This is a genomic window from Streptosporangium sp. NPDC006007 (genome assembly GCF_040614315.1).
In the GTDB taxonomy this organism is placed as follows: Bacteria; Actinomycetota; Actinomycetes; order Streptosporangiales; family Streptosporangiaceae; genus Streptosporangium.
Genome location: NZ_JBEXUG010000035.1, coordinates 26546 through 50244, shown reverse-complemented (window position 1 = coordinate 50244; position 23699 = coordinate 26546). Strand labels below are relative to the sequence as shown.

Sequence of the window (23699 nt, the reverse complement as noted above, 5' to 3'; positions counted from 1 at the left end):
TGCGGCTCAGTGACACGGGACGCCGAGCAGATGGCGCCCGTCGTGCATGAGTTCGTGCAGGTAGTTACCGGCCTGCGAGACGGCTCCCTGGTCGAAGGCGACCAGGTAGGCGACCAGCAGCAGCACCGGTACGGCGAGCAGCCAGCGGGTGAGTGCCTGCCATGGGATGGGCTGGGCCTGCGGAACCGAGATCTGGCTCACGGCCACCTCCTCCGGGATTGACGCGTCCCTTTTCGTAGGTCGGTGGCGGCCGAGTGACCTGGCTCCCGGTCCCGAAGGGCCCGGTTACAGTGGCGCGACCGCACCGGAATCTCACCGGATTTCCCTCGCACCGCCACAAAACACCCGGAACGTACCTCGGTTTGCCGTCATCCGTCAATCCACACGGCATCGGACGCGTCCCTGGCGGAGACACCTCCGCCTCGCCGGGGCGTCCGGACGTCGCCTTTGGGGGAGGCGCCCGTCCGGGCGCCTCCCCCAAAGGCGACGATCACTGCTCACCGGTGAGGGCGGTCACCAGGTCGGCGGCGGAGCGGCAGCGGTCGAACAGCTCGCCCACATGGGCCTTGGTGCCGCGGAGCGGCTCCATGGTCGGGACGCGCTGCAGCGACTCGCGGCCGGGGATGTCGAAGATGACCGAGTCCCAGGAGGCGGCGGCCACCGACTCGCTGAACTGGCTCAGGCAGCGGCCCCGGAAGTAGGCCCGGGTGTCGCTGGGCGGGGCCTCGATGGCCCGCTGGACCTCGTCCTCGGTCACCAGGCGCTGCATCCGGCCGCGGGCCACCAGCCGGTTGTACAGGCCGCGGTCGGGGCGGATGTCGGAGTACTGGAGGTCGACGAGCTGCAGGCGGGGATGGGACCAGGGCAGGCCGTCGCGGGTGCGGTAACCCTCCAGCAACTCCAGCTTGGCCACCCAGTCGAGCTCCCGTGACAGCTGCATCGGGTCCTCCGCCAGGCGGGTGAGGACCGACTCCCAGCGGTCCAGGACGTCCTTGGTCGGCTCGTCCACGCCGTTGCCGCTGCGTTCCTCGGCGTACTTGCGCGCCAGCTCCAGGTATTCCATCTGGAGCTGGACCGCGGTGAGCCTGCGGCCGTCGCGCATGGAGATCTCGTACTTCAGCGTCGGGTCGTGGGAGACCGCGCGCAGCGCCTGGACGGGGTTGTCCACCACGAGGTCGCGGGTGAAGTAACCGTCCTCGATCATGGCCAGGACCAGCGCCGTCGAGCCCAGCTTCAGGTAGGTCGAGATCTCCGACATGTTGGCGTCGCCGATGATGACGTGCAGCCTGCGGTACTTCTCCGGGTCGGCGTGCGGCTCGTCGCGGGTGTTGATGATCGGCCGCTTGAGCGTGGTCTCCAGCCCCACCTCGACCTCGAAGAAGTCGGCCCGCTGGCTGAGCTGGAAGCCCTCGCCGCGCGAGTCCTGGCCGATGCCGACCTTGCCGGCGCCGGTGACGACCTGCCGGGAGACGAAGAACGGCGTCAGGTGCCTGACGATGTCGGCGAACGGCGTGGCCCGCCTCATCAGGTAGTTCTCGTGGCAGCCGTAGGAGGCGCCCTTGTTGTCGGTGTTGTTCTTGTAGAGCTGGATCGGAGCGTTGGCCGGGATCGCCGAGGCGCGGACCGCGGCGTCGTGCATGACCCGCTCCCCCGCCTTGTCCCAGATCACCGCGGCCCGCGGATTGGTGCACTCGGGCGTGGAGTATTCGGGATGGGCATGATCCACATACAGCCGGGCCCCGTTGGTGAGGATCACGTTGGCCAGCCCCAGGTCCTCGTCCGTGAGCTGGCTCTGATCGGCCAGCTCCCTGGACAGATCGAACCCCCGGGCGTCGCGCAGCGGGTTCTCCTCCTCGAAGTCCCAGCGCGCCCGCCGTGTTCTGGCGGCCGAGGCCGCCAGATAGGCGTTCACAACCTGGGAGGAGGTCACCATCGCGTTGGCCCCCGGCTGTCCGGGCACGGAGATCCCGTATTCGGTCTCGATGCCCATCACCCGCCGTACCGTCATGCGCACCCTCTGTTCGTTCGGACTGGTTTCTCCATCGTCTGTATCCCCGACCCTAGACCCTTCACTATGCCCGGTGGCCGGACAGTTATGGCACATAGGCCTTTTCGCCTGCCGCGGAGATCTCGGGCGGAGACGGCGGCCCCGAGGCGGCCCCGAACCCGGAAACAGGCGCGGGGCCGGGCATGTCGGCGGGCGCGGCGGGGGCCGGGGAACCGGACGGGGCGGCCGGTACGGCCCGCCGGCGCCGCCGGGATTTGACGAACTCCTGGACCGGCCGCTCGACCACCCGGTACACCAGGTAGGAGAGCGCCATCGCCGCCAGCGTGGTGATCAGTCCGGTGAGCCAGGGTGGCAGGGCGTCTCGCAGGGCGGGCACGAGCACGGCCGCGACCGTCGGGTGGAAGAGGTAGAGGGGGTAGGTGAGCGCGCCCAGGACGACCAGGGCACGCCCGCGCAGCCGGTGCAGCCGGCCCAGCGCCACCAGCGCCAGGAGCGCGTAGAAACCGGCCACGGTGACCACCACCGCCCAGCCGGGCACCGGCATCGCCTGGTAGCCCACCGCCTCGATCCGGCCGGCCACCCGCTCCAGGGCCGAGTTGACCGCCAGCCCGCCGCTGACCCCGGCCACGCACCACAGAACCAGCCGGGGCCCGTAGCGGGTCATCAGGTAGAAGGCCATGCCCGCCACGAAGTACGGCGCGTACCTGGGCATCACGATCAGCTGCGCCCACTCGTTCTCGCTCGCGGCGAAGAACCCGGCCGCCAGCAGCCAGCAGCCCATGAAGACCAGGCAGCGCCCGAACGTCACCCCGATGACCACCAGAACCGAGATCAGCAGGTAGAAGCGGAGCTCGGCCCAGAGAGACCAGTAGACGCCGTTCGCGTCCAGGACGCCCACCGCGCGCTGGAGCATGGTCAGGTTGACCAGGTAGTCCCGCGGGCTCAGCCTGGGGTCGAGAGCGGTGACCGAGGTCAGCCCGTAGACCGCCGCGACCACGCCCACGCTGAGCCAGTAGGCGGGGAAGAGCCGCACCAGGCGCGAGAGCGCGAACGCGCCCAGCCCCCTGCCCCAGACGCTCATCAGGATCACGAAACCGCTGATCATGAAGAACAGTTCGACACCGAGGACGCCCAGACCGGACAGCGGGGCTATCGCCGGAAACAGCCTCGCCGGACGATCCCCCCAGACGGAGGCGAAGGCGATGAAGTAGTGGAAGGCCACGACCGCCATGGCCGCGACGAACCGCAGCAGGTCGAGCTCACCGAGCCGGCCGTTCCCCCGGACCGCCGTGCCGGTCATGGAGCGACCGGACCGAGATGTTCACGCACGCACCTTTGACGGCAGTTCGATCATCCGGGTTCCGTCCTCCGGGATCTCGTTTTCGCGGCGGATCGCCGCGAGCGAGGCGGTCAGCGCGGTTCTCAGCCGTCCCATGGCCCACGGCTCGAACCACCGGCTCACGGTATGGGCGACCAGCAGGGCCGCCGTGACGGCGACGGCGAGCACCACCCCCTTGGGCAGGAGCGGGGCGAGCGGGGCGACCAGGAGGGCGCCGACCGGGTGGTGCAGGAGGTACAGGGGGTAGGTGAGCGCGCCCAGGGTGGCCAACGCCGGCCGGCGGCGCAGCCAGGCCAGCCTGCCCAGGGCCAGCAGGCCCATCGTCACGAAGATCGCCGTCAGCACCCCGATGATCAGGTACGGCCCGGCGGCCTGCCCCACGTACTCCCGCACCCGCACCCCGCCCTCGGTGACCGCGCGGACCACCGCGAGGATCCAGCAGAACCCGACGAGTGCCCAGGGGACGGCCGAGGACCCGAACCGGTGGACGAGATACAGGGCCATGCCGGCGATGAAGTAGTGGGCGCACCAGGGCATGAACAGGAACTCCAGCAGCGCGCTCTTGGTCGCCGTCGCGGTGAGCGCCAGGAACAGCCAGGCGGAGAGGAAGATCACACAGCGCCGGTAGGTGACGCCCACCAGCGCGAACAGCCCGATCAGGAGGTAGAACCGCAGCTCGGCCCAGAGCGTCCAGTAGACGACGCCCAGGTCGGGGATCCGCAGGCCCTGCTGGACCATGGTGAGGTTGGCCAGGATCTCCCAGGGCTTGAGACCCGGGCCGTACAGACCGGTCAGGGCCGGCACGCCGAGGACGCCCACGCTGAGCCAGTAGGCCGGGTAGAGGCGGGCCACCCTGGAGACCGCGAACTCCCCCGCCGTCCGCCCCCAGACGCTCATCAGGATCACGAAACCGCTGATCATGAAGAAGAGCTGCACGCCGTAGACCCCGAGGACACTGACCTTCCTCAGCCCCGCGAACTCGACGCCGCCCCACGCCTTCAACTCCACGAAGTGGAAGGCGAGCACGGCGGCGGCCGCGACGAAGCGCAGCAGGTCGATCTCGGTGAGGCGCGCGGCGCGGGAAGTGGGCAAGAATCTGCCAATCGGTACATAAGAGGTCTTAGTGACATCCAGCCTGCCATACTCCGCCCGGCCGTCCGGCGCGTTCTCCCCACACACGACGGAGGCGGCGCCTCCCCTCGGGCCGAGGGGAGGCGCCGCCTCCGTGTGCCGCTCTCCGTGGTGCCGCTCTTCGCAGGCGCCGGCGGGTGCCGGTGGCCCAGGGGCCACCGGCGGGGGCTAGAGGTACTGGCCGGTGTTGGCCACCGTGTCGATGGACCGGCCGGCCTCGGTGCCCTGCTTGCCGGTCACCAGGGTGCGGATGTAGACGATCCGCTCGCCCTTCTTGCCGGAGATGCGGGCCCAGTCGTCGGGGTTGGTGGTGTTGGGCAGGTCCTCGTTCTCGGAGAACTCGTCCACGCAGGCCGCCAGCAGATGCTGGATCCGCAGGCCCTTCTGCCCGGACTCAAGGAACTGCTTGATCGCCATCTTCTTGCCCCGGTCCACGATGTTCTGGATCATGGCACCGGAGTTGAAGTCCTTGAAGTACAGGACCTCCTTGTCGCCGTTGGCGTAGGTCACCTCAAGGAAACGGTTCTCCTCGCTCTCGGTGTACATACGCTCGACCACCCGCTGGATCATGCCGGAGATGGTCCCCCCGCGGTTGCCGCCGTGCTCGGAGAGGTCCTCGGGGTGGAGCGGGAGATCCTCCACGAGGTACTTCGAGAAGATGTCCTTGGCCGCCTCGGCGTCCGGCCGCTCGATCTTGATCTTGACGTCCAGGCGGCCGGGCCGCAGGATCGCCGGGTCGATCATGTCCTCGCGGTTGGAGGCGCCGATCACGATCACGTTCTCCAGGCCCTCGACGCCGTCGATCTCCGACAGGAGCTGGGGAACGATGGTGTTCTCGACGTCGGAGGAGACACCCGAGCCGCGGGTCCGGAAGATCGAGTCCATCTCGTCGAAGAACACGATCACCGGGGTGCCCTCGGAGGCCTTCTCCCTGGCACGCTGGAAGACCAGGCGGATGTGCCGCTCGGTCTCGCCGACGTACTTGTTGAGCAGCTCGGGACCCTTGATGTTGAGGAAGAAACTCTTGCCGGACTGGCCGGTCTTCTCCGCGACCTGCTTGGCCAGGGAGTTGGCGACGGCCTTGGCGATCAGCGTCTTTCCGCAACCGGGCGGGCCGTACAGCAGCACGCCCTTGGGCGGGCGGAGCTTGTGCTCGCGGAAGAGGTCGGCGTGCAGGTAGGGAAGCTCGATCGCGTCCCGGATCTGCTCGATCTGCCGCATGAGCCCGCCGATCTCCTCATAGGAGATGTCGGGCACCTCCTCCAGGACGAGCTCCTCGACCTCGGACTTGGGAATGCGCTCGTAGACGTAGCCCGAGCGCGGCTCCAGCAGCAGCGAGTCACCGGCCCTGATCGGCTGGTCGAGCAGCGACTCGGCCAGTCTCACCACCCGCTCCTCGTCGGCGTGTGAGATCACCAGCGCGCGCTGGCCGTCCTCCAGGAGCTCCTTGAGCATCACGATCTCGCCGAGTTCCTCGTAGCCGAGGGCCTCGACCACGTTGAGCGCCTCGTTGAGCATGACCTCCTGGCCGCGCCGGAGCGTCTCGGCCTCCACCGCCGGACTGACGTTCACTCGAAGCTTGCGGCCACCGGTGAAGACCTCCACCGTGCCGTCTTCCCTGGACTCAAGGAACACGCCGAACCCGGACGGCGGCTGCGCCAACCGGTCGACCTCCTCCTTGAGCGCGACGATCTGGTCTCTGGCCTCCTTGAGGGTGGCCACCAGGCGCTCGTTCTGGCCGGTGACGGCCGTGAGATTCGCCTGCATTTCATGGAGACGCTCTTCGAGGACCCTGGCCTGCCGAGGAGACTCCGTCAGCTTCCGACGTAGCACGGTGATCTCCTCCTGCAGGAAGGAGACCTGTGTTGTGAGGTCAGCGACCTCCCGTTCGCGCTGCGCGGCTCGAGCCTCAGCGTCGTCGCGAGCTGCCACGGCGTCACCTCCTTCCCAGTCGAGACCGACTACTCAAAACCCTACCCATCTGGGGGCTGTCCCTTACCTGACCGAGCGGTGTTCGTATGGCTACATTAAGTAGGCACTGAATAATCCCTTATGGCGGGTTTAGTCCATGGAGCATAGGAACACGGAAATCTGTTCCCGTGTCACGCCCCGACCCACTCTCGTGGCTGAATCGTCATCAAGTAGTGGAGGTCGCGGACTCTTCGCCATATGCCCCCTTTGCCGGACGCCTGCGACGGGGTGGCGGCGCCACCCCGTCCGCCATGCGGCGGGCGGTGACGAGAAACCCTGTGTGGCCGACCATCCGATGATCGGGCCGTACGGCGAGGCCCTCGACATGCCAGTCGCGAATCAGGGTCTCCCACGCATGGGGCTCGGTGAAACTCCCGTGTTCGCGCAGAGTTTCCACCGTGCGGGACAACTGGGTCGTAGTCGCCACATAACAGCAGATGACACCACCCGGCGTGAGAGCCTTGGCCGCCGCGTCGACACACTCCCACGGGGCGAGCATGTCGAGAATGATCCGGTCGACGTCGCTCTCGTCGAGCGCGTCCACGAAGTCTCCGACGACCAGGCGCCACTGCTCCATCGGGCCGCCGTAGAACTTCTCCACGTTCCTGGTCGCGACCTCGGCGAAGTCCTCGCGCCGCTCGTAGGAGGTGACCGTGCCCTCCCGGCCGACGGCCCGGAGCAGGAAGCAGGTGAGCGCGCCGGAGCCGACCCCGGCCTCGACGACGCGCGCGCCGGGGAAGATGTCGGCCATGCCGACGATCTGCGCCGAGTCCTTCGGATAGATGACCGCGGCACCGCGCGGCATGGACAGCGTGTAGTCCTGCAGGAGGTGCCTGAACGCGAGATACTGGGTCCCGCCGGAGGAGCGCACCACCGACCCCTCGGGCTGCCCGATCAGGTCGCTGTGCGGAATCGCACCCTTGTGCGTGTGAAAGACCCCGTCTTCCTTAAGCGTCACCGTGTGACGCTTGTTCTTGGGATCGGTGAGCTGCACCTGATCCCCGGCCAGAAACGGCCCATGCCTGCGAAAACCCATGTCCGCAAGGTTATCGGCGTACGGCGGCGGCCCGTCCCGTCCCGGAGGCCGCGCCCCTCACGGGGAGCCGGGAACCAACTGGTCCGCGTACGCCGCAACTGATAGCAGTTGGGAATGTTTCCCCGAGATGTGATCCCGGCCGGCCCCGTCGTCCTGCGCGCCCCCGCAGGCGCCGACGCCGAGCCGATCACCCGCGCCTGCGCCGACCCCCTGGTCTCCCGCTTCCTGCCGTCCGTGCCGGTGCCGTACACCCACGCCGACGCGCTCGACCGGCTGAGCGCCGCCGAGCGGACGTGGAGATCCGGTGGCGCCTCGTTCGCCGTCGCCCACGCCGCAACGGGCGAGTGGGCGGGCGCCGTCGAGCTCGGGACGCCCGACCTCAGGGGCAACGGCGAGATCGGCTTCCTGGTGGCGCCGTGGGCGCGGGGACGCGGGGTGGCGACGGCGGCCGTCAGGGCGCTCACCGGGTGGGCCTTCGCCCACGGGGTGCGGCGGGTGGAGACGCTGGCCGACGTGGAGAACCTGACCGCCCATCGGGTCGCGATGGCCTCGGGCTTCCACCACGAGGGCGTGCGCCGTTCGGCCGAGACACGGAGGGACGGGACCCGCGGCGATCTGGTGGCCTTCGCCAGGCCGTACGGCGACGGCGGTGACCCGGTTCGGCCGTTCCTGCCCGGTTTCCCCGGCGGCTCGCTGTCCGACGGGGTGGTACGGCTGGCGCCGCTGGCGGCGGCCGACTCCGGCGACTACCACGCCATGCGGAACCTGCCCGACGTCATGCACTACAGCGTCCCCCCTGAGGCCCCCGACCCGGTGGAGAGCGAGACCCGCTGCCGCGAGGCGGGCATGCGCCGGTTGACGGGCGACCGGCTGGAGCTGGCCGTCCGGGACGCCGTGACGGACGCCTTCGCCGGGCACATCCAGCTCAGCATGATCATCCCACCGCTGGGCCAGGCCATGACGGGCTACAGCATGCTGCCGGAGTTCCGTGGCAGGGGGTTCGCCACCCGGGCGGTGACCCTGCTGGTGGAGTGGGCCTTCGAGCACACCTCCCTGGACAGGATCGTGGCGGGTACCGCACCGGAGAACGTCGCCTCGCAACGGGTGCTGGAACGCGCGGGCTTCACCCGGGAGGCCCTCCTGCGCGGCCTGCTGCCCGGCCCGGACGGCACGCGCCTGGACGATCTGCAGTGGTGCCGGCTCCGCCCTCGGCGGTAGTAGCTCCAAGATCGGCTCCACGGGCCGGGCGAGCACGTCCGCGGTGCGGGCCGAGGCCGGCGGCGGACGCGACGAGCCCTCCTCACGTTTTGCGCGAATAATGGCCGGGCGTCCGCATACCGTGCCGGCGAGCGGGATCCGGGAAGGGATCGAGATGTCGAAGATCGTGGATCATGCGGGCCGCCGCGAGGAGATCGTCCAGGCGGCCCGCCGCATCATTCTGAGAGAGGGGATCGAGGCGGCGACGATCAGGGCGATCGCCAGGGAGGCCGGTTACTCCAACGGCGTGCTCACCCACTACTTCGCCGACAAGGACGACATCATGCTGTCGGCGCTGCGCTCCTCGCACCGCCGCGTCACAGACCGGTTCCGCGGCCGGCCGGCCGGTCGCGGCGGAATGGCCGCGCTACACGAGCTGCTCATGGACAACCTGCCGCTGGACGACGAGCGCGCCGGGGAGAGCGGGCTGAAGATCGGGTTCTGGAGCCGGAGCCTGACCAGCCCGGCGACGCTGCGGGCGCAGCGCGCCCGCGCCGAGGAGCTGCGCCGCCTGGTGCGCGGCCTGCTCGGTGCGGCGGCGGAGGCCGGGGAGATCCGCACCTCGGAGGAGCTCGGCGACGTCACCGAGCGGCTGCTGGCCCTGGTGGACGGGCTGAGCGTGCACCGGCTGCTCTACCCCGACAGGCTCGGCGCCGACCGCCTGGAGCGGCTGCTCGGCACCGAACTGGACCGGCTCCGGACCGGCGGGGCGTAGCGGAGCGTCACCGGCCCCCGGGCAGAACCCCTGCTTCCCGGATGGAACCCCTAACGGTTGCGGTGCGACTCGTAGCGCATCGTGCGGGAGACGCCGACCCGCACGGTGGTGCCCGGCAGGATCACCACCGGCTCGTTCGGCGGGATGTCGTAGAAGTTGGGGTCGCCCGGCGGCTGGATCTGGGTGCCGTTGACCGACCCCAGGTCCACCAGGCTGACGTCCCAGCCGTCCAGCGCCACCCGGAGGTGACGGCGGGAGACCGAACCGTCGGGACTGGTGACCTTGGCCGGGTGAACCGAGCCGTCGGCGACCTCGGGGGCCCGCTCGGGGTCGCGGCCCACCAGGTGGTCGCTGTCGAGGCGGAGCGTCGTGCCGTCGTCCAGCAGCAGCACGCCCAGCGCCGGGCGCGGCCCCTTGTAGGGGACGAGCGTGCGCTGCACCAGGGCGATGCCGCAGACCGCGCAGTACGGCACGCGCGGGTCGTTGAAGTGGTCGTTCTTGCAGTCCACCCCGTAGACCAGCGGCCGTGACTCGGGCTGGGGCTCCGGCTGCGCCGGCGGTTGCGGCTCGGGGGCGCCCTGCGGGCCGCCCGATGCCGGCGGTTCGTACTCGAACGGCTGGTCGCGGGCGTCGCCGCCACCACCGTTCTCCCCGTCCCCGTGCTGGATCACGGCCGGGACGTGGCCGGGAACCGGCCCCTGGAGCCCCGCGGACTCGGCGTGCCACGCCTGCGGCACGGCGGGCTCCGGCGGCGCGGGCGGGGCGGTGGCGTAGCGCTCCGGGGGGCCCATCGGATAGGGGGCGGGCGGGACGGACTCCACCGGGGGCGCCGGCCACTCCGGCTGCCCGGGGGCGGGCGCGGGCCACTCGGCGGATCCGGCGGCGGACGAGGGGGACGGGAGAGACGGGGAGGAGGGGGAAGGAGACGACAAGGACGAAGCAGACAAAGCAGGCGAGGAGGACGGGGAGGCGGGCTGAGGCTCGGCCGGCGGGGCGGACTCCACCGGCGGCGCCGGTCGCCCGGTGGCCCGCGGGGGCCGCTCCCTCCCGGACTCCACCGGAGACTCCTTGGAGGACTCCCGCCGCGGAGCGGCCTCGGGTGCCGCCCCGGCCTCGGCGAGGTCGCACCGGACACCGCCGCCGGTGATCACACCACTGTCCAGCCGGGCGAGCGGGTGCGCCTCCCCCGCCTCGGGAAGACGCAGCTCCACCTGGGTCACCGGACCGGGTACCAGCCGGTCGGACCAGGTGAGCGCGTCACGCCCGGCCAGCCGGACCTCGCCGCCGGAACCGGTGACCGACGCGGACGCCGGGCCGCTGACCAGCACGGCCACCCCGTCGGACACGGAGCCGGCGACGGCGCACGCCACCGGTTCACCCATCACCACGGCCAGCACCTGGGCGACGCGGCGGGCCAGCGCGCGGCCGTCCCCGCCGGACGCCGCGGTCTCCCGCAGGGCCGCCAGCAGGTCCGCCTCGACGGCCTCGGCCGCGTCACACACCAGCAGCAGGCCACTCACATGGGCGACCAGCCCGTTGCCCGGAAGCGGACGCACCACTCCGAAGCCCTCGTCGGTCACAGAACTCTCCCTCCCCGAAAACGCCATCGAATGAACGGCACTCGCATCGGCCCGTAGCAAAAAGTACAGCAGAAGCCCTTCAGGAACGAGCGTCAGCAAACCGAACAGGGTAGACCGGTCCTTCCAGGTGGCGGACCGGCCCCCCGCCGCCCCCCGGAGCGGCCACCGTGAGCGGGGCCGGCGGCCGGTCGCCGTGACCGGACGGCCCGGAGCCCGGTGCCGGCGGCGACGGCCGGCGACGCGCCGATCACGGCCGCGGCGGCGGACCGGAGGAGGGGTGTCCGAGCGCGTCCCGGCGAATCGCTCCGTCCGGCCGGGCCGGACGGCTCCGGAGTGAGGGCACCGGCCGGGACCGGCATGTTGGGGGGTGCCGATTGTGCGTCCCTTGAGCTCCGTCGCCGACCGGTTCGGTTGGCCAGAACACTAGTCCTGACGCAGGCTGAAAACGAGTGCGACAAAAGGGTTAATTTCCACCGAACCACCCGACCGTATCGGTCCGCGTCCGGCTGGAGGCCGGAAGGTCCCCCAGGTTCGCTCAGACCCCGGTGAACACCCGGTTCACATCCGAGGTGGCCAGCACACCGAAGATCTCACCGCCCCGCTCCACCAGGAGGTACTCCCCCGCGGGCGCCTCCCGCATGGCCTCGATCAGGGACTCCCCCGACAGGTCGGCGGCCAGCACCATCGACGGTTCGAGGCTGCGCGCCAGCGAGCCGGCCGTCACCCAGGGGCGGCGGTTCTCCGGGGTGGCCTCCACCGCGACCTCGTTGACGATCCCGGTCGGGCGGCCCTCGTGGTCGACCACCACCATCGCCCCCGCCTGGGCCTCCGCGGCCCGGCGCAGCGCCTCGGCCAGCGGCACGTCACCGGTCACCGGGATGGCCCGCCGGGCCAGGACCCGGGCGTTCACCTGCGGAATACGGGCCCGCACCCGGGCACCGCGCAGCGCCTGCGAGGCGCCGAACCAGATGAAGGAGGCCAGCAGCATCGACCAGACGAGCATGCTCAGGCTGGGCGCCTGCCCGCTGACCAGGGCCAGGCCGACCGGGACCGCGATCAGGGTGACGGCCAGCCCCCGGCCCACCCAGGCGGCGGCGACGGTGCCGGAACCGGGGTTCCTGGTGGCCTTCCAGACCCCGGCGCGCAACATGCGCCCGCCGTCGAGCGGCAGTCCCGGCAGCAGGTTGAACACCCCGACGATCAGGTTGGCCACCCACAGCTGCAGGATGAGGACGCCGAGGACGCCGGACAGGTCGAAGAGGCCGTAGGCGGCGAACCCGATCGCGGCCAGCCCGAGCGAGAGCAGCGGCCCGGCGAAGGCCACCATGAACTCCCTGCCAGGGGTGTCCGGCTCACGCTCGATCTCCGAGACGCCGCCGAGCAGATAGAGGGTGATGCGGCGGACCGGCAGGCCGTACATCCTGGCGACCACGCAGTGGGCCAGCTCGTGCAGGAGCACCGACACGTACAGCAGCACCGCGAAGACGAACGAGACGACATAGGTGATCGGGACGCTCAGCTCGGGCAGCATGGAGCTCACCGGCTGCTGGAAGGTGTAGGTGATGAACGCGGCCACGATGAACCAGGTCGGCGAGACGTACACCGGAATGCCGAACGGCCGCCCCATCCGCAGTCCTGGGCTGTCCTCGCGCGGGCTCTCACTGCTCACCGCTGACTCACCGTTCCTCGCTCACGTGGTCTTCAAGCCTCGATGCTACGCGCCATCGCGCCACTCGCAGACGCCACGAGGCCACCTCGGGTCCAAACTGTCGTCACCGTGACCTACAGTGCGGACATGTCACTGACCGAGCCCACGATCATCGGAGCGCTGTCGCCGTCCCGCGCCGGTGACTTCATGACGTGCCCGTTGCTCTACCGGTTCCGGGTGATCGACCGGCTGCCCGAGCCGCCGTCGCCCGCCGCGGTGCGCGGCACGATGGTCCACTCGGTGCTGGAGCGTCTCTACGATCTGCCGGCCCCGGCGCGTACGGTGGCCGCCGCGCTGGAGCTGCTGGAGCCGCAGTGGCACCGGCTGCTGACCGAGGAGCCCGCCTACGGTGACATGTTCGCGGACGACCGGGAGCGGGCCGAGTGGCTGGCCCAGGCCCGCGCCATGCTGGAGCGCTACTTCACCCTGGAGGATCCCACCTGCCTGGAGCCCGCCGAGCGGGAGCTGTACGTGGAGGCGGCGCTCGACAACGGCCTGGTGCTGCGCGGCTACATCGACCGGCTGGACGTCGCGGCCACCGGCGAGGTCCGGGTGGTCGACTACAAGACCGGCAGCGCGCCGGGGCCCGCCTTCGAGGCCAGGGCGCTGTTCCAGATGAGGTTCTACGCGCTGACACTGTGGCGGCTGCGCGGTTCGGTGCCCCGCCTGCTCCAGCTGATGTATCTGGGCGGCGACGGCGAGGTGCTGCGCTACGCCCCCGACGAGGCTGATCTGCGCGCCACCGAGCGCAAGGTGCGCGCCCTCTGGTCGGCCATCGAGCGGGCCCTGGAGACCGGCGAGTGGCGCCCCAGGCCCAGCCGGCTGTGCGGCTGGTGCCACTACCAGGAGCTGTGCCCGGAGTTCGGCGGCACCCCTCCGCCGCTGCCCGAACGGCAGCCGGGCGACACCGTGCGCAGCACCCGCCGCACGCCCAGGGCCGCCACCGACGAGCTCTGAGCGCCGGCGCACCGCCCGTGGGCGGCCCTGCCACGAGGGCGCGGATCCAGCCCCGTCGTGCCCGGTGACGCGGCCACGGTCCCGTCCGCCACGCGGGCGCGGATCCGGCCGGCCCCTGGCGGACCCGGCGCGGGCGTCCCCGGGGACCCACTCCGGATCGCCGCGTCATCCGCGGGGATGAGGGAGGATATCCGCCTGCAGCAGGGTGGTCCCGGGAACGGGACGCCTACATTGATTGTGTGCGCAACCCCCCTGGCCGGCTGCGGGCCTGGCTCCACGACCGCCCGCTGCTCCCCGACACCGTCCTGGCCGCGGCACTGGCGGTCACCGCGGTGCTCTGCGCATACCTTCCCGTCCTCCTCGACGCCCCGGACGGCCGCCTGGGGGGCCCGGGAGGGGCGGCCCTCGTCCTGCTCGCGACCGGCTCCCTGACCGTGGTGCTGCGCCGCCGACGGCCGTTCCTGATGCTGTCGCTGGCCGGGCTGGGCTGCGTCACGCTGGCGGCACTGGGGCAGAGCGGCACCCTGCTCTGGCCCGCGGTTCTGGTGCTGGTCTACACGGCCGCCGCCCGCCGCGGCCTGGCGCTCAGCCTGTGCGGGCTGGTGTGGAGCTTCACCTGCCATGTCGTCTCCGCGTCGCTGACCGGCGCGCTCGGCGACTGGAGCACCCACCTGCTGGTGGCCGTCGTCACCATGACCCTGTGGATCGTCGGCCGGAGCGCCCGGCTGCGGCGGGCCTACCTCGCCGAGCTGCGCGACCGGGCCGAGCGTGTGGAGAGCGCCAGGGAGGCCGACACGCGGGCGGCCAGGGCCGAGGAGCGCTCCCGCATCGCCCGCGAGCTGCACGACGTGGTCGCCCACCACGTGAGTGTGATGACCGTCCAGGCGTCCGCGGCGCGCCGGGTGCTGTCCACCAACCCCGACGGGGCCGGGGAGGCGCTGTCGGCGATCGAGGAGATGGGCCGGACCGCGATGGCGGAGATGCGCAACCTCGTGGGCGTGCTCAGAACCGACGCCGCACCCGCCGAGCGGAACCCGCAGCCCGGCGTGGGGGAGATCCCCGCGCTGGTCGCCCAGATGCGCGAGGCGGGCCTGTCGACCCAGCTGTGGATCGAGGGCGAGCGGAGCCCCCTGCCCCCCGGTGTCGACCTGGCCGCCTATCGACTGGTCCAGGAGGCGCTGACCAACAGCCTGCGGCACGCCGGTCCCCGGGCCCGGGCCCGGGTCACGGTGCGGCACGAGGCCGGCCAGCTGGCCGTACGGGTCGAGGACGACGGCCGGGGTGCCGGGGCCGCCCCCGTGGCCGGTGGGCGGGCCGGTCACGGACTGGTGGGCATTCGCGAGCGTGTCGCCCTCTATGGTGGAGTTCTGAGGATCGGCCCACGTCCAGAGGGCGGGTTCGAGGTCCATGCCCGATTTCCCCTCAAGGACGTGCGATGACGATCCGAGTGCTGCTGGTGGACGACCAGCCACTGCTGCGCACCGGTTTCCGGCTGATCCTGGAGGCCGAATCAGACATCACCGTGGTCGGCGAGGCCGGGGACGGCAAGGCCGCCCAGGACCAGTCGCGGGCGCTGCTGCCCGACGTGGTGCTGATGGACATCCGGATGCCGGGCGTGGACGGCATCGAGGCGACCCGCAGGATCGTCAGGGAGGCGGCGGCCGGCGCGTACGTGCCCAGGGTGCTGGTGCTGACCACCTTCGACCTGGACGAGTACATCGTGGAGGCGCTGCGCGCCGGAGCCAGTGGCTTCCTGCTGAAGGACGTGCCGCCGGACGACCTGGTGCAGGCCATCCGGGTGGTCGCGGCGGGAGAGGCCATCGTCGCGCCGAGCGTCACCCGGCGGCTGCTGGACAGGTTCGGGGCCCGCCTGCCCTCGGCCCACCAGCAGTCCACCCCGGCCCGGCTGGACCGGCTGACCGAACGGGAGCTGGAGGTGACCCGGCTGATCGCCCGGGGCATGTCCAACGCGGAGATCGCCGCCGAACTGGTGGTGAGCGAGACGACGGTCAAGACCCACGTCGGCAACGTGCTCACCAAACTCGGCCTCCGCGACCGGGTCCAGGCCGTGGTCCTCGCCTACGAGACCGGTCTGATCACCCCCGGGGCCATCCCCTAGGCCCATCGGAGGCCGCCTTGGGAGGGCGTGCGGAAAATCCGGCCTGGCGCCGGCGCGGCAAGGATGAAATCCTCAGACGCCCGCCCCCGTACGGCCGGCGCGAGCCATACGGGGGCGGACGTGGACCGGGGGTCAGGCGGAGACGGTCCCCGCGGGCACGGACTCGCTCGCGCCCGGGGCGTTCTCCGGGAAGTGACAGGCGACCTGGTGACCGGAGACCAGCTCGGCGAGGGGCGGCTCCACCGTCTTGCAGACCGCCTGGGCCTTCCAGCACCTCGTGTGGAAGCGGCAGGCGGGCGGCGGGTTGAGCGGGCTGGGCACGTCGCCCTGGAGCCGGATGCGCTCGCGGTCCTTGCGGCGGGCCGGGTCGGGCACCGGAACCGCCGACATCAGGGCGGTGGTGTACGGGTGCATGGGTGAGTCGTACAGGGACCTGCGGCCGGCCAGCTCGACGATCTTGCCGAGGTACATGACCGCGACCCGGTCGCTGATGTGCCGGATGACCGACAGGTCGTGCGCGACGATGACGTAGGTCAGGTCGAGCTCGTTCTGCAGGTCCTCCAGGAGGTTGACCACCTGGGCCTGGATCGACACGTCCAGCGCGGAGACCGGCTCGTCGGCGATGATGAGCTTGGGTTTGAGCGCGAGCGTGCGGGCGATGCCGATGCGCTGGCGCTGGCCGCCGGAGAACTCGTGCGGGTAGCGGTTGTAGTGTTCGGGGCTGAGCCCGACCAGCTCCAGGATCTCCTGGACCGCCTTCTTCGTGCCCTGCTCGGTCTTGATGCCCTGGATGCGGTAGGGCGCGCCGACGATGGCACCGACCGTGTGGCGGGGGTTGAGCGAGGAGTAGGGGTCCTGGAAGATCATCTGCACGTCGCGGCGGAGCGGGCGGATCCTCGACGGGGACATGTGGGTGATGTCGTGCCCGTCGAAGACGATCCGGCCGGCCGTCGGCTCCAGCAGACGCGTGATCAGCCGGCCGGTGGTGCTCTTGCCGCAGCCGGACTCGCCGACCAGGCCGAGCGTCTCCCCCCTGCGGACGTCGAAGCTGACCCCGTCGACGGCCTTGACGGCGCCGACCTGCCGGCGGAGCAGGCCCTTGGTCACCGGGAAGTACTTCTGGAGGCCCTGAACGGACAGCAGCACGTCGGGACCGGCCGCGGCGGCGGCCTCCCTGTTCTCGGCCGAGGTCACGCGTCCTCCTCCGTCGATCGAGGGCATCCCGTGCGCCCGTCGGCTCGCTGGCTACGCTCGCTCACGTGCTCTCCAACATCGGCTTGATCTCGTTGTCCCAGATGGACCGCCGCTGCGCGCGGGGCAGGTGGCAGCGGACCAGGTGGCCGCCCTCGGTCTCCAGAAGCTCGGGCACCTGCGAGGTGGACCTGCCCTCGGTACGGTCGGCGAAGGCGCACCTGGGGTTGAAGGCGCAGCCGGACGGCACGTTGATCAGAGAGGGCGGGGTGCCCTTGATCGGGAGCAGGCGCTCGGTGGGCTCGCGGTCCAGCCGGGGCATCGATCCCAGCAGACCCCACGAGTAGGGGTGCTCGGGCCGGTAGAAGATGTCCTCGGCGGAACCGTACTCGACGCACCTGCCGCCGTACATCACCAGGATGTCGTCCGACAGCTCGGCCACCACGCCGAGGTCGTGGGTGATGATGATCAGCGCGGAGTTGAACTCGCGCTGCAGGTCCGTCATGAGGTCCAGGATCTGGGCCTGGACGGTCACGTCGAGAGCCGTGGTGGGCTCGTCGGCGATCAGGAGCTCGGGGTCGCAGGAGAGCGCCATGGCGATCATCGCGCGCTGGCGCATGCCGCCCGAGAACTGGTGGGGGAAGTCGTCCACCCGCTTGTCGGGCTGCGGAATGCCCACCCGGCCGAGCAGGTCGACCGCGTGCTTGCGGGCCACCGCCTTGCTGACGTCGTGGTGGATCCGGTAGGCCTCGATGATCTGGGCGCCCACCGAGTAGTAGGGGTGCATCGCCGACAGCGGATCCTGGAAGATCATCGCCATCTTCTTGCCGCGCAGCGACCGCACGTGGTCCTGGCTCGCGGTGACGAGCTCCTCGCCGTCCAGCCAGATCTCGCCCGAGATCCTGGCCCGGCCGCCCTTGTGCAGGCCCAGGATGCCCAGGCTGGTCACGCTCTTGCCCGAGCCGGACTCGCCCACGATGCCCAGGGTCCTGCCCCGGTCGAGCTTGAACGACAGACCGTCGACGGACTTGACCAGGCCGTCCTCGGTGGGGAAGTGGATGCGCAGGTCGCGCAGTTCCAGGAAGGAGCCGGGTGGAGTCGTCATGAGAGCCTCACCCTCGGGTCGACCACCGCGTACAGGACGTCCACGATGAGATTGGCCAGCACGATGAAGAACGCCGCGAACAGGGTGACGCCCAGCACCACGGGCAGGTCGTTGCCCCGGATCGCGTCGATGACCAGCTTGCCTACGCCCTGGATGGAGAAGGTGCTCTCGGTGAGCACCGCGCCGCCCAGCAGCAGGCCGAGGTCCAGGCCGAAGATGGTGAGGATCGGGGTCAGCGTGGCGCGCAGGGCGTGCTTGGTGACGACCGTGCGCTCCTTGAGACCCTTGGCGCGGGCCGTGCGGATGTAGTCCTCGCCCATGGTCTCCAGCATGCCCGCCCTGGTGAGCCGGGCGTACAGGGCCGCGTAGAGAAATGCCAGGGTGATCCAGGGCAGCACGAGGGACTGGAACCACATGACCGGGTTCTCGGTGACGGGGGTGTAGCTGCCTCCGCCGGGGAAGATGCCCAGCGTGTAGGCGAACACCGACAGGGAGACCAGTCCGGTGAAGTAGATCGGCAGCGACACGCCGGCCAGCGCCACCGTCATGGCCGCCCGGTCGAGCGCGCTGCCGCGTTTCAGCGCGGAGACGACACCGATGCCGACCCCGGTGACGAGCCAGATGACGGCGGCGCCCAGGGCGAGCGAGAGCGTCGCCGGGAGACGGTCGAGGAGCGTCGGCCAGACCGGCTGGTTGTTGTTGAACGAGAAGCCGAAGCAGGGCGCGGGGCACTCGGCCTTCTTGGGGCCGAGGGAGTAATCCTGACCGGCGACGATGCCCTTGGCGAACCGCCCGTACTGCACGATGAGCGGATCGTCCAGATGCAGCCGCTTGACTGCCCCCTGGATCGCCTCGGGTGTGGCGTCCCGGCCCACGTAACGCGACGCCATGCCCTCGGGGGTCTGCCCCAGGGCGCGCGGGATGAGGAAGAAGATCGCGAAGGTGGCCATGCTGACGACGGCGAGCATCAGTACGGCGGCGATCACGCGGCGGACGATGAAAGCGACCACGATCGTTCGGCCGGAGTGCCCGGGAGGGTCGCTCCCGGGCACCGTCAGGCCTTCACCTGCCTTTGGCTAGCTAGAGAAGGACTACTGCTTGACGCCGAGCCACGTGTAGTCGTACATGCCGTAGGCCGGGTGCACGTACACGTTGGTGAGGTTCGAGGGCCGGAAGATCAGGGTCTTCTCGTAGACGAACGACATGAACGCCGCCGACTCCATGACCTTCTTGTCGACCTCGGCCCAGATCTCGTTGCGGGCCGCGGCGTCGGTGGTCTGGATGCCCTTGTCGAGCAGCTCGTTCACCGCCTTGTCGTTGAGCTCCATCATGTTGTAGTTGCCGGAGGCCTTGATGAACCGGCCGTCGACGATCTGCGACAGGAACCCGAAGCCGGACGGCCAGTCGGCGCCCCAGCCCGCGATCATGATGCCCAGGTTGTTCTTGTGCACGAAGTCCGGCTTGCCGGCGTACTGCGCGCTCCAGTCACCCGAGGGGTACTTCTTGATGGTGGCCTTGATGCCGACCCGGTCCAGCGAGGCCTGCAGGGCCTCGGCGACCTGGACCTCCTTGGTACGGTCGCCGCGGACCGCGATGTTGGTCTCGAAGCCGTTCGGCTGGCCGCAGGCCGCCAGGTGCTCCTTGGCCTTGGCCACGTCGCCCTTGTGGTCGGCGCCGTTCGGGTAGAGGTCGAACTGCTTGTAGCCGACCGTGGTCGGGGTCATCGCGGTGGTGCCGATCTCGCCGCCGAGCGGGCCGCCCCACGGCGCCTGGGTCGCGACCTTGTCGGTGGCGTACTGCACGGCCTTGCGGCAGTCGATGTTGTCGAACGGCTTCACCGCGGTGGAGAGCATCGCGTAGCGGTTGAACGGCGTGAAGGGGTTGTCCGTGGAGTCCTTCTTGGCGGCATCCTGAACGACCTTCGCCCTGCCCGCGGACTGCAGGCCGGTACCGGCCAGGTCGACCTGGATCTGCCCGGCCATCAGGCGGTTGTCGATGTCCTCGGCGTTCTGCTTGAACTGCACCTCGATGCGGTCGGGCAGCTGCTTGCGGGTGGTGTCGGTGGCCTGGTCCCAGTTCTCGTTCTTGACGAGGTTGAGCTGCTTGCCGACCTCGTGGCTCTCGAACTTGTAGGGGCCGGTCGAGGCGACGGTCTTCTCGTAGTCGACACCGGTGTCCTTGGCCTGCGGGACCGGCGCGGACTGCGGGTTGGCGACCAGGAAGTCGAACTCCGAGAACGGGGCCTTGAGCTTGAAGACGACGGTGTGGTCGTCCGGGGTCTCGACACCCTTGAAGTCGTTGAGGTCCTTGTCCTTGTAGGGACCCTTGTAACCGCCGGCGTCGAGGTACTGCGCGAAGTACTTCGGACCGTCGGTGAGCTCGTCGGTGAAGTTGCTGCGGGCGATGGCGTACTTGACGTCGGTGGCCTTGACCTCGGTGCCGTCGTCGTACTTGATGCCCTTCTTGAGCTTGTAGGTCCAGCTCTTTCCGTCGGCGCTGACCTCGCCGGGCCCCTCCGCGAGGTCCGGGACCAGCTTCAGGCCGGCGTCGCCGGGCTGGGCGGTGTAGGTCATCAGCGGGCGGGCGTACAGCCGCGAGAAGTTCCAGTTCCAGGCGTAGTAGGTGTTGCCCGGGTCCATCGAGTCGGGCTCGTCCGACAGCGCGAACTTCAGTGTCCCGCCCTTGGCCTCGGACGGGTTGACGACCTTGGTGTACGCGTCGTTGTGCTTGGCCGTGGAGGCCGCGCCGCCGGTGGCGTTGTTCCCGGAGGACGTGTTGCCACCGCCACCGGCCGAGCCGCCACAAGCGGCGAGACCCATGGTCAGCGCGGTACCCAGCGCGGCGAGCGCGAGGGCGTTGGTCTTCCTCATCGTGGTGGTACACCCCTTGTCATGAGTGATGGTGATATGGAGAGACAGTCGGGTTTTCGCTACCGGGCGCGCGGATCGAGGGCGTCCCGAAGCCCGTCGCCCAGCAGGTTGAAGGCCATCACGGTGATAAAGATCGCAAGACCCGGAACAATCATGAAATGCGGAGCGATCTGGTAGTAGTCCACCGCCCGGGTGAGCATGCCTCCCCAGGAGGCCTGGGGTTCGTTCACGCCCACGCCGAGGAACGACAGCGCGGCCTCGAACAGGATGTTGGTGGGGATGAGGAGCGTCGCGTAGACGAGGATCGGCGCCACCAGATTCGGGAGCATCTCGCGGAAGATGATGGAGGAGTTCCCCGCGCCGAGCGACCGTGCCGCGTCGACGAACTCGCGTTCGCGCAGCGACAGGGTCTGGCCGCGCACGATGCGCGCGATGTAGGGCCAGCTGAAGAAGCCGATGATGAACACGATCACCGCGATCCTCAGGCCGTTGCCCTTGAGCCCGAGGGCCTGGTCGGGCAGCGCGCCCACGATGGCGATCGCGAACAGCAGCAGCGGAAACGCCAGGAAGACGTCCATCAGCCGGCTGATGACCGTGTCGACCCATCCGCCGAAGAAGCCGGCGAACACCCCCAGCAGCGCGCCGATCACCACGGAGAGCAGGGTGGACAGGAAGGCCACCAGCAGCGAGATCTGGGCGCCGGAGAGGATCCGGGCGAACAGGTCGCGGCCGTTGACCGGCTCCAGGCCGAACGGATGCTCCAGGCTGATCCCGCCCCAGGAGGCGATCGGGGCACTGGTCAGCGGGTCGATGAGGTCGTTGTTGGGCATGCTCGGCGAGTCACCGAACAGCGCGACCAGGCCGCCGAAGGGGCGCTCGGCGAAGACCGCTATCAAGGTCAGGAAGACCACGATGAAGGCGCCGAGAATCGCCGCCTTGTCACGCTTGAGCCGTATCCACGCGATCCGACCGAGCGAACGGCCTTCGATGGCCTTTCCGCCCGCCCCTTGGAGAACGGCCTCGGGCTGGGCCTCCATGGCCTGGCCGGAGACATCGAGCGGTGCGGTCATACAGTAGCCCCCTGGATCCCAGACGACGTTGTCCGAAAACGCGCCCCGGGTCGGGCAGCGCGTAATGAAGTCTATGGACTGTTTTCACGGTCCCGTGACGCAGAATCTATGGGCTGATCTGCGCTGACTAGTCCCCGGCGGCGCTATGTGGCTCAACTGTGATTCACGCGAAATTCATTTGTTCTGATCTTGAGGAGAATGTCTGGGAGCCGTTGGGCTTGTGTCTCGGGTTCGTGACACTGCACCGGAAGGTGACGGAGCGTCACCCGATTCCGCGCCGCTTGAGGATGTCCTCGATATCGGAGAAGTCGTCGTCGGCGGCCGGCTTCGCGGCGGGCGCGGCCTTGCGCGGCTGCGACCGGGCCGGCTGGGGCGCGGTCTGAGGCCGGGTCTGAGGCCGGGTCTGGGCGACGGCGCCCGGCGCGGCGGGAACGCCGGGCCCGGCGCCGCCGCCGGTCACCGGCGCGGCCTGCGGTCCGGCGGTGCGGCGGCGGCGCAGCACCCCGGAGACCAGGAACAACAGCGCCGACAGCCCGGTCACGGCCACCCCTGCCCACACCGTGGGGCTGAGGACCAGTCCCGCGAAGAACCCGGTGACCGCCGTACCGACCTGCCACAGGGCGGGCAGCGCGCCGGTCAGATAGGCCGCCAGCGGCAGCAGCGACCAGGCCACACCGCGCACCCCTGCCACGGCCCCCCTGCGGCGCATCAGCAGGAAACTCAGCACCAGCCCCACCCCGGTCGTCCCGGCGCAGAGCGGCAACCAGGCGATCTGGTCGAACGTCATAGTGGACCGTCCCTCGTGTCGGCTTACCCGATCCATCCTGGCACGCCGGGGCGGAGCCGTTCCTCCTCCCCCAGGAGGGGCCCGTCCCCTAGGGGTCGCCGTCCTCGGCGAGGGGGTCCCCCTCAGGGTGCCGGTCCGCCCTATCCCGGGGCCGGCTCCCCTCAGGGGCCCGGCGGGCCGCGGGGCGTCCCCGGCCTGGCCGGTCACAGGCCGGTGGCCGACAGCCTCCGGAGCACCTGGACGTCGACCTCCCGCAGCGACCGCACGACGAGGCGCCCGGGGGCGGCCGGGATCGGCAGCACGCTCGGCACCGCCACCACCCGGCAGCCCGCGGCGGTGGCCGAGGCCACCCCGTTCGGGGAGTCCTCCAGCGCGACGCAGCGGGCCGTGGCCACGCCCAGCAGCCGGGCGGCCCTCCGGTAGGGCTCGGGGCTGGGTTTGGCCCTCGTTACGTCGTCGCCGGTCACCACGTGGTCGAAGTGGTGCCTGCCCATGCCGTCCAGGCACGCCTCGGCGATCGGGCGCGCCGAGGAGGTGACCAGCGCGGTGGGCAGGCTCGCCCGCCGTACGGCGGTGAGCAGCTCGGCGGCGCCTGGCATCAGCTCCACGCCGCCGGCGAGCCTGCGGGTCATGCCCTCCAGCATCCAGGCCGCCACACGCTCCGGATCGGCGCCTGAGCCGGAGAGCCCGAGCATGTAGGCCACCGTGGACCTCATGGAACCGCCGACCAGGCGCGCCTGGTCGGCGGGGCCCCACTCGCCGCCGAGCCGCCCCATCACCTCGGTCTCGACCTGGAACCAGATCTTCTCGCTGTCCACGAGAAGCCCGTCCATGTCGAAGAGCACCGCGTCCATG

20 protein-coding genes and 1 riboswitch are annotated in these 23699 nt (G+C 70.3%); of the genes, 5 read left to right on the top strand and 15 right to left on the bottom strand.

Translation table 11 applies throughout. The annotated features are described in order from the left end of the window. Positions 1 to 6: 6 nt before the first annotated feature. From ABZ194_RS23595 to ABZ194_RS23570, 6 genes are all read right to left on the bottom strand, one after another. Positions 7 to 201, bottom strand: a complete 195-nt coding sequence (locus ABZ194_RS23595) for a CbtB domain-containing protein (RefSeq protein WP_355599167.1) — start codon at positions 199 to 201, stop codon at positions 7 to 9. Positions 202 to 230: 29 nt separating this feature from the next. After that, positions 231 to 351, bottom strand: a riboswitch (cobalamin riboswitch). A 139-nt stretch (positions 352 to 490) separates the two neighbouring features. Then, entirely contained in the window at positions 491 to 2008 is a 1518-nt protein-coding gene (gene dop, locus ABZ194_RS23590) for a depupylase/deamidase Dop (RefSeq protein WP_355599166.1), read from the bottom strand. An 85-nt stretch (positions 2009 to 2093) separates the two neighbouring features. Continuing rightward, positions 2094 to 3308 carry an acyltransferase gene (locus tag ABZ194_RS23585; RefSeq protein WP_355599165.1) on the bottom strand — a complete coding sequence of 405 codons (1215 nt, stop codon included), beginning with the start codon at positions 3306 to 3308 and terminating at the stop codon, positions 2094 to 2096. A gap of 21 nt (positions 3309 to 3329) precedes the next feature. Continuing rightward, the gene (locus ABZ194_RS23580; RefSeq protein WP_355599164.1) at positions 3330 to 4439 is read right to left on the bottom strand and encodes an acyltransferase; all 1110 of its coding nucleotides are present in this window, start codon (positions 4437 to 4439) and stop codon (positions 3330 to 3332) included. Positions 4440 to 4646: 207 nt separating this feature from the next. Beyond that, positions 4647 to 6410 (bottom strand): proteasome ATPase, encoded by a 1764-nt coding sequence (gene arc, locus ABZ194_RS23575; protein WP_355599163.1) that lies wholly within the window; start codon positions 6408 to 6410, stop codon positions 4647 to 4649. A gap of 205 nt (positions 6411 to 6615) precedes the next feature. Then, a complete protein-coding gene (locus ABZ194_RS23570; RefSeq protein WP_355599162.1) occupies positions 6616 to 7485 on the bottom strand; it encodes a tRNA (adenine-N1)-methyltransferase in 870 nt (289 codons plus the stop codon). A gap of 114 nt (positions 7486 to 7599) precedes the next feature. Between ABZ194_RS23570 and ABZ194_RS23565 the strand changes: the two genes are divergently transcribed. Both ABZ194_RS23565 and ABZ194_RS23560 read left to right on the top strand, forming a co-directional pair. Continuing rightward, positions 7600 to 8703 (top strand): GNAT family N-acetyltransferase, encoded by a 1104-nt coding sequence (locus ABZ194_RS23565; RefSeq protein ID WP_355599161.1) that lies wholly within the window; start codon positions 7600 to 7602, stop codon positions 8701 to 8703. Positions 8704 to 8857: 154 nt separating this feature from the next. Then, the gene (locus tag ABZ194_RS23560) at positions 8858 to 9457 is read left to right on the top strand and encodes a TetR/AcrR family transcriptional regulator (RefSeq protein ID WP_355599160.1); all 600 of its coding nucleotides are present in this window, start codon (positions 8858 to 8860) and stop codon (positions 9455 to 9457) included. A 50-nt stretch (positions 9458 to 9507) separates the two neighbouring features. Here the strand turns inward: ABZ194_RS23560 and ABZ194_RS23555 are convergent, their stop codons facing one another. Together ABZ194_RS23555 and ABZ194_RS23550 are read right to left on the bottom strand one after the other, a co-directional pair. Next, the gene (locus tag ABZ194_RS23555; protein WP_355599159.1) at positions 9508 to 11037 is read right to left on the bottom strand and encodes an FHA domain-containing protein; all 1530 of its coding nucleotides are present in this window, start codon (positions 11035 to 11037) and stop codon (positions 9508 to 9510) included. Positions 11038 to 11572: 535 nt separating this feature from the next. After that, positions 11573 to 12664, bottom strand: coding sequence for a site-2 protease family protein (locus tag ABZ194_RS23550; RefSeq protein ID WP_355599181.1), 1092 nt, complete (start codon positions 12662 to 12664; stop codon positions 11573 to 11575). Positions 12665 to 12832: 168 nt separating this feature from the next. On the opposite strand from ABZ194_RS23550, the gene ABZ194_RS23545 reads away from it, so the two are divergent. The 3 genes from ABZ194_RS23545 (at position 12833) to ABZ194_RS23535 (ending at position 15821) form a co-directional block, all read left to right on the top strand. Beyond that, positions 12833 to 13702, top strand: coding sequence for a RecB family exonuclease (locus ABZ194_RS23545; RefSeq protein ID WP_355599158.1), 870 nt, complete (start codon positions 12833 to 12835; stop codon positions 13700 to 13702). Positions 13703 to 13941: 239 nt separating this feature from the next. Beyond that, a complete protein-coding gene (locus ABZ194_RS23540; protein WP_355599157.1) occupies positions 13942 to 15141 on the top strand; it encodes a sensor histidine kinase in 1200 nt (399 codons plus the stop codon). Further along, entirely contained in the window at positions 15138 to 15821 is a 684-nt protein-coding gene (locus ABZ194_RS23535; protein ID WP_355599156.1) for a response regulator transcription factor, read from the top strand. Before ABZ194_RS23540 ends, ABZ194_RS23535 begins: the two co-directional genes overlap by 4 nt. Before the next feature lie 132 nt (positions 15822 to 15953). Here ABZ194_RS23535 and ABZ194_RS23530 read toward each other — a convergent pair whose 3' ends face one another. From ABZ194_RS23530 to ABZ194_RS23500, 7 genes are all read right to left on the bottom strand, one after another. Next, complete coding sequence (locus tag ABZ194_RS23530; RefSeq protein ID WP_355599155.1) at positions 15954 to 17015, bottom strand: dipeptide ABC transporter ATP-binding protein; 1062 nt, start codon at positions 17013 to 17015, stop codon at positions 15954 to 15956. 61 nt (positions 17016 to 17076) lie between these two features. Beyond that, a complete protein-coding gene (locus tag ABZ194_RS23525; RefSeq protein ID WP_355599154.1) occupies positions 17077 to 18117 on the bottom strand; it encodes an ABC transporter ATP-binding protein in 1041 nt (346 codons plus the stop codon). Next, positions 18114 to 19127: an ABC transporter permease gene (locus ABZ194_RS23520; protein WP_355599180.1), complete on the bottom strand. Its 1014-nt coding sequence runs from the start codon at positions 19125 to 19127 to the stop codon at positions 18114 to 18116. The genes ABZ194_RS23525 and ABZ194_RS23520 overlap by 4 nt, the downstream gene beginning before the upstream one ends. An 81-nt stretch (positions 19128 to 19208) precedes the next feature. Continuing rightward, positions 19209 to 20987: an ABC transporter substrate-binding protein gene (locus tag ABZ194_RS23515; RefSeq protein WP_355599153.1), complete on the bottom strand. Its 1779-nt coding sequence runs from the start codon at positions 20985 to 20987 to the stop codon at positions 19209 to 19211. Between the two features lie 59 nt (positions 20988 to 21046). Further along, a complete protein-coding gene (locus tag ABZ194_RS23510; RefSeq protein WP_355599152.1) occupies positions 21047 to 22057 on the bottom strand; it encodes an ABC transporter permease in 1011 nt (336 codons plus the stop codon). A gap of 262 nt (positions 22058 to 22319) precedes the next feature. Next, entirely contained in the window at positions 22320 to 22844 is a 525-nt protein-coding gene (locus tag ABZ194_RS23505; RefSeq protein WP_355599151.1) for a cellulose synthase, read from the bottom strand. A gap of 203 nt (positions 22845 to 23047) precedes the next feature. Beyond that, a complete protein-coding gene (locus ABZ194_RS23500) occupies positions 23048 to 23698 on the bottom strand; it encodes an HAD family phosphatase (RefSeq protein WP_355599150.1) in 651 nt (216 codons plus the stop codon). Position 23699: the final 1 nt, after the last annotated feature.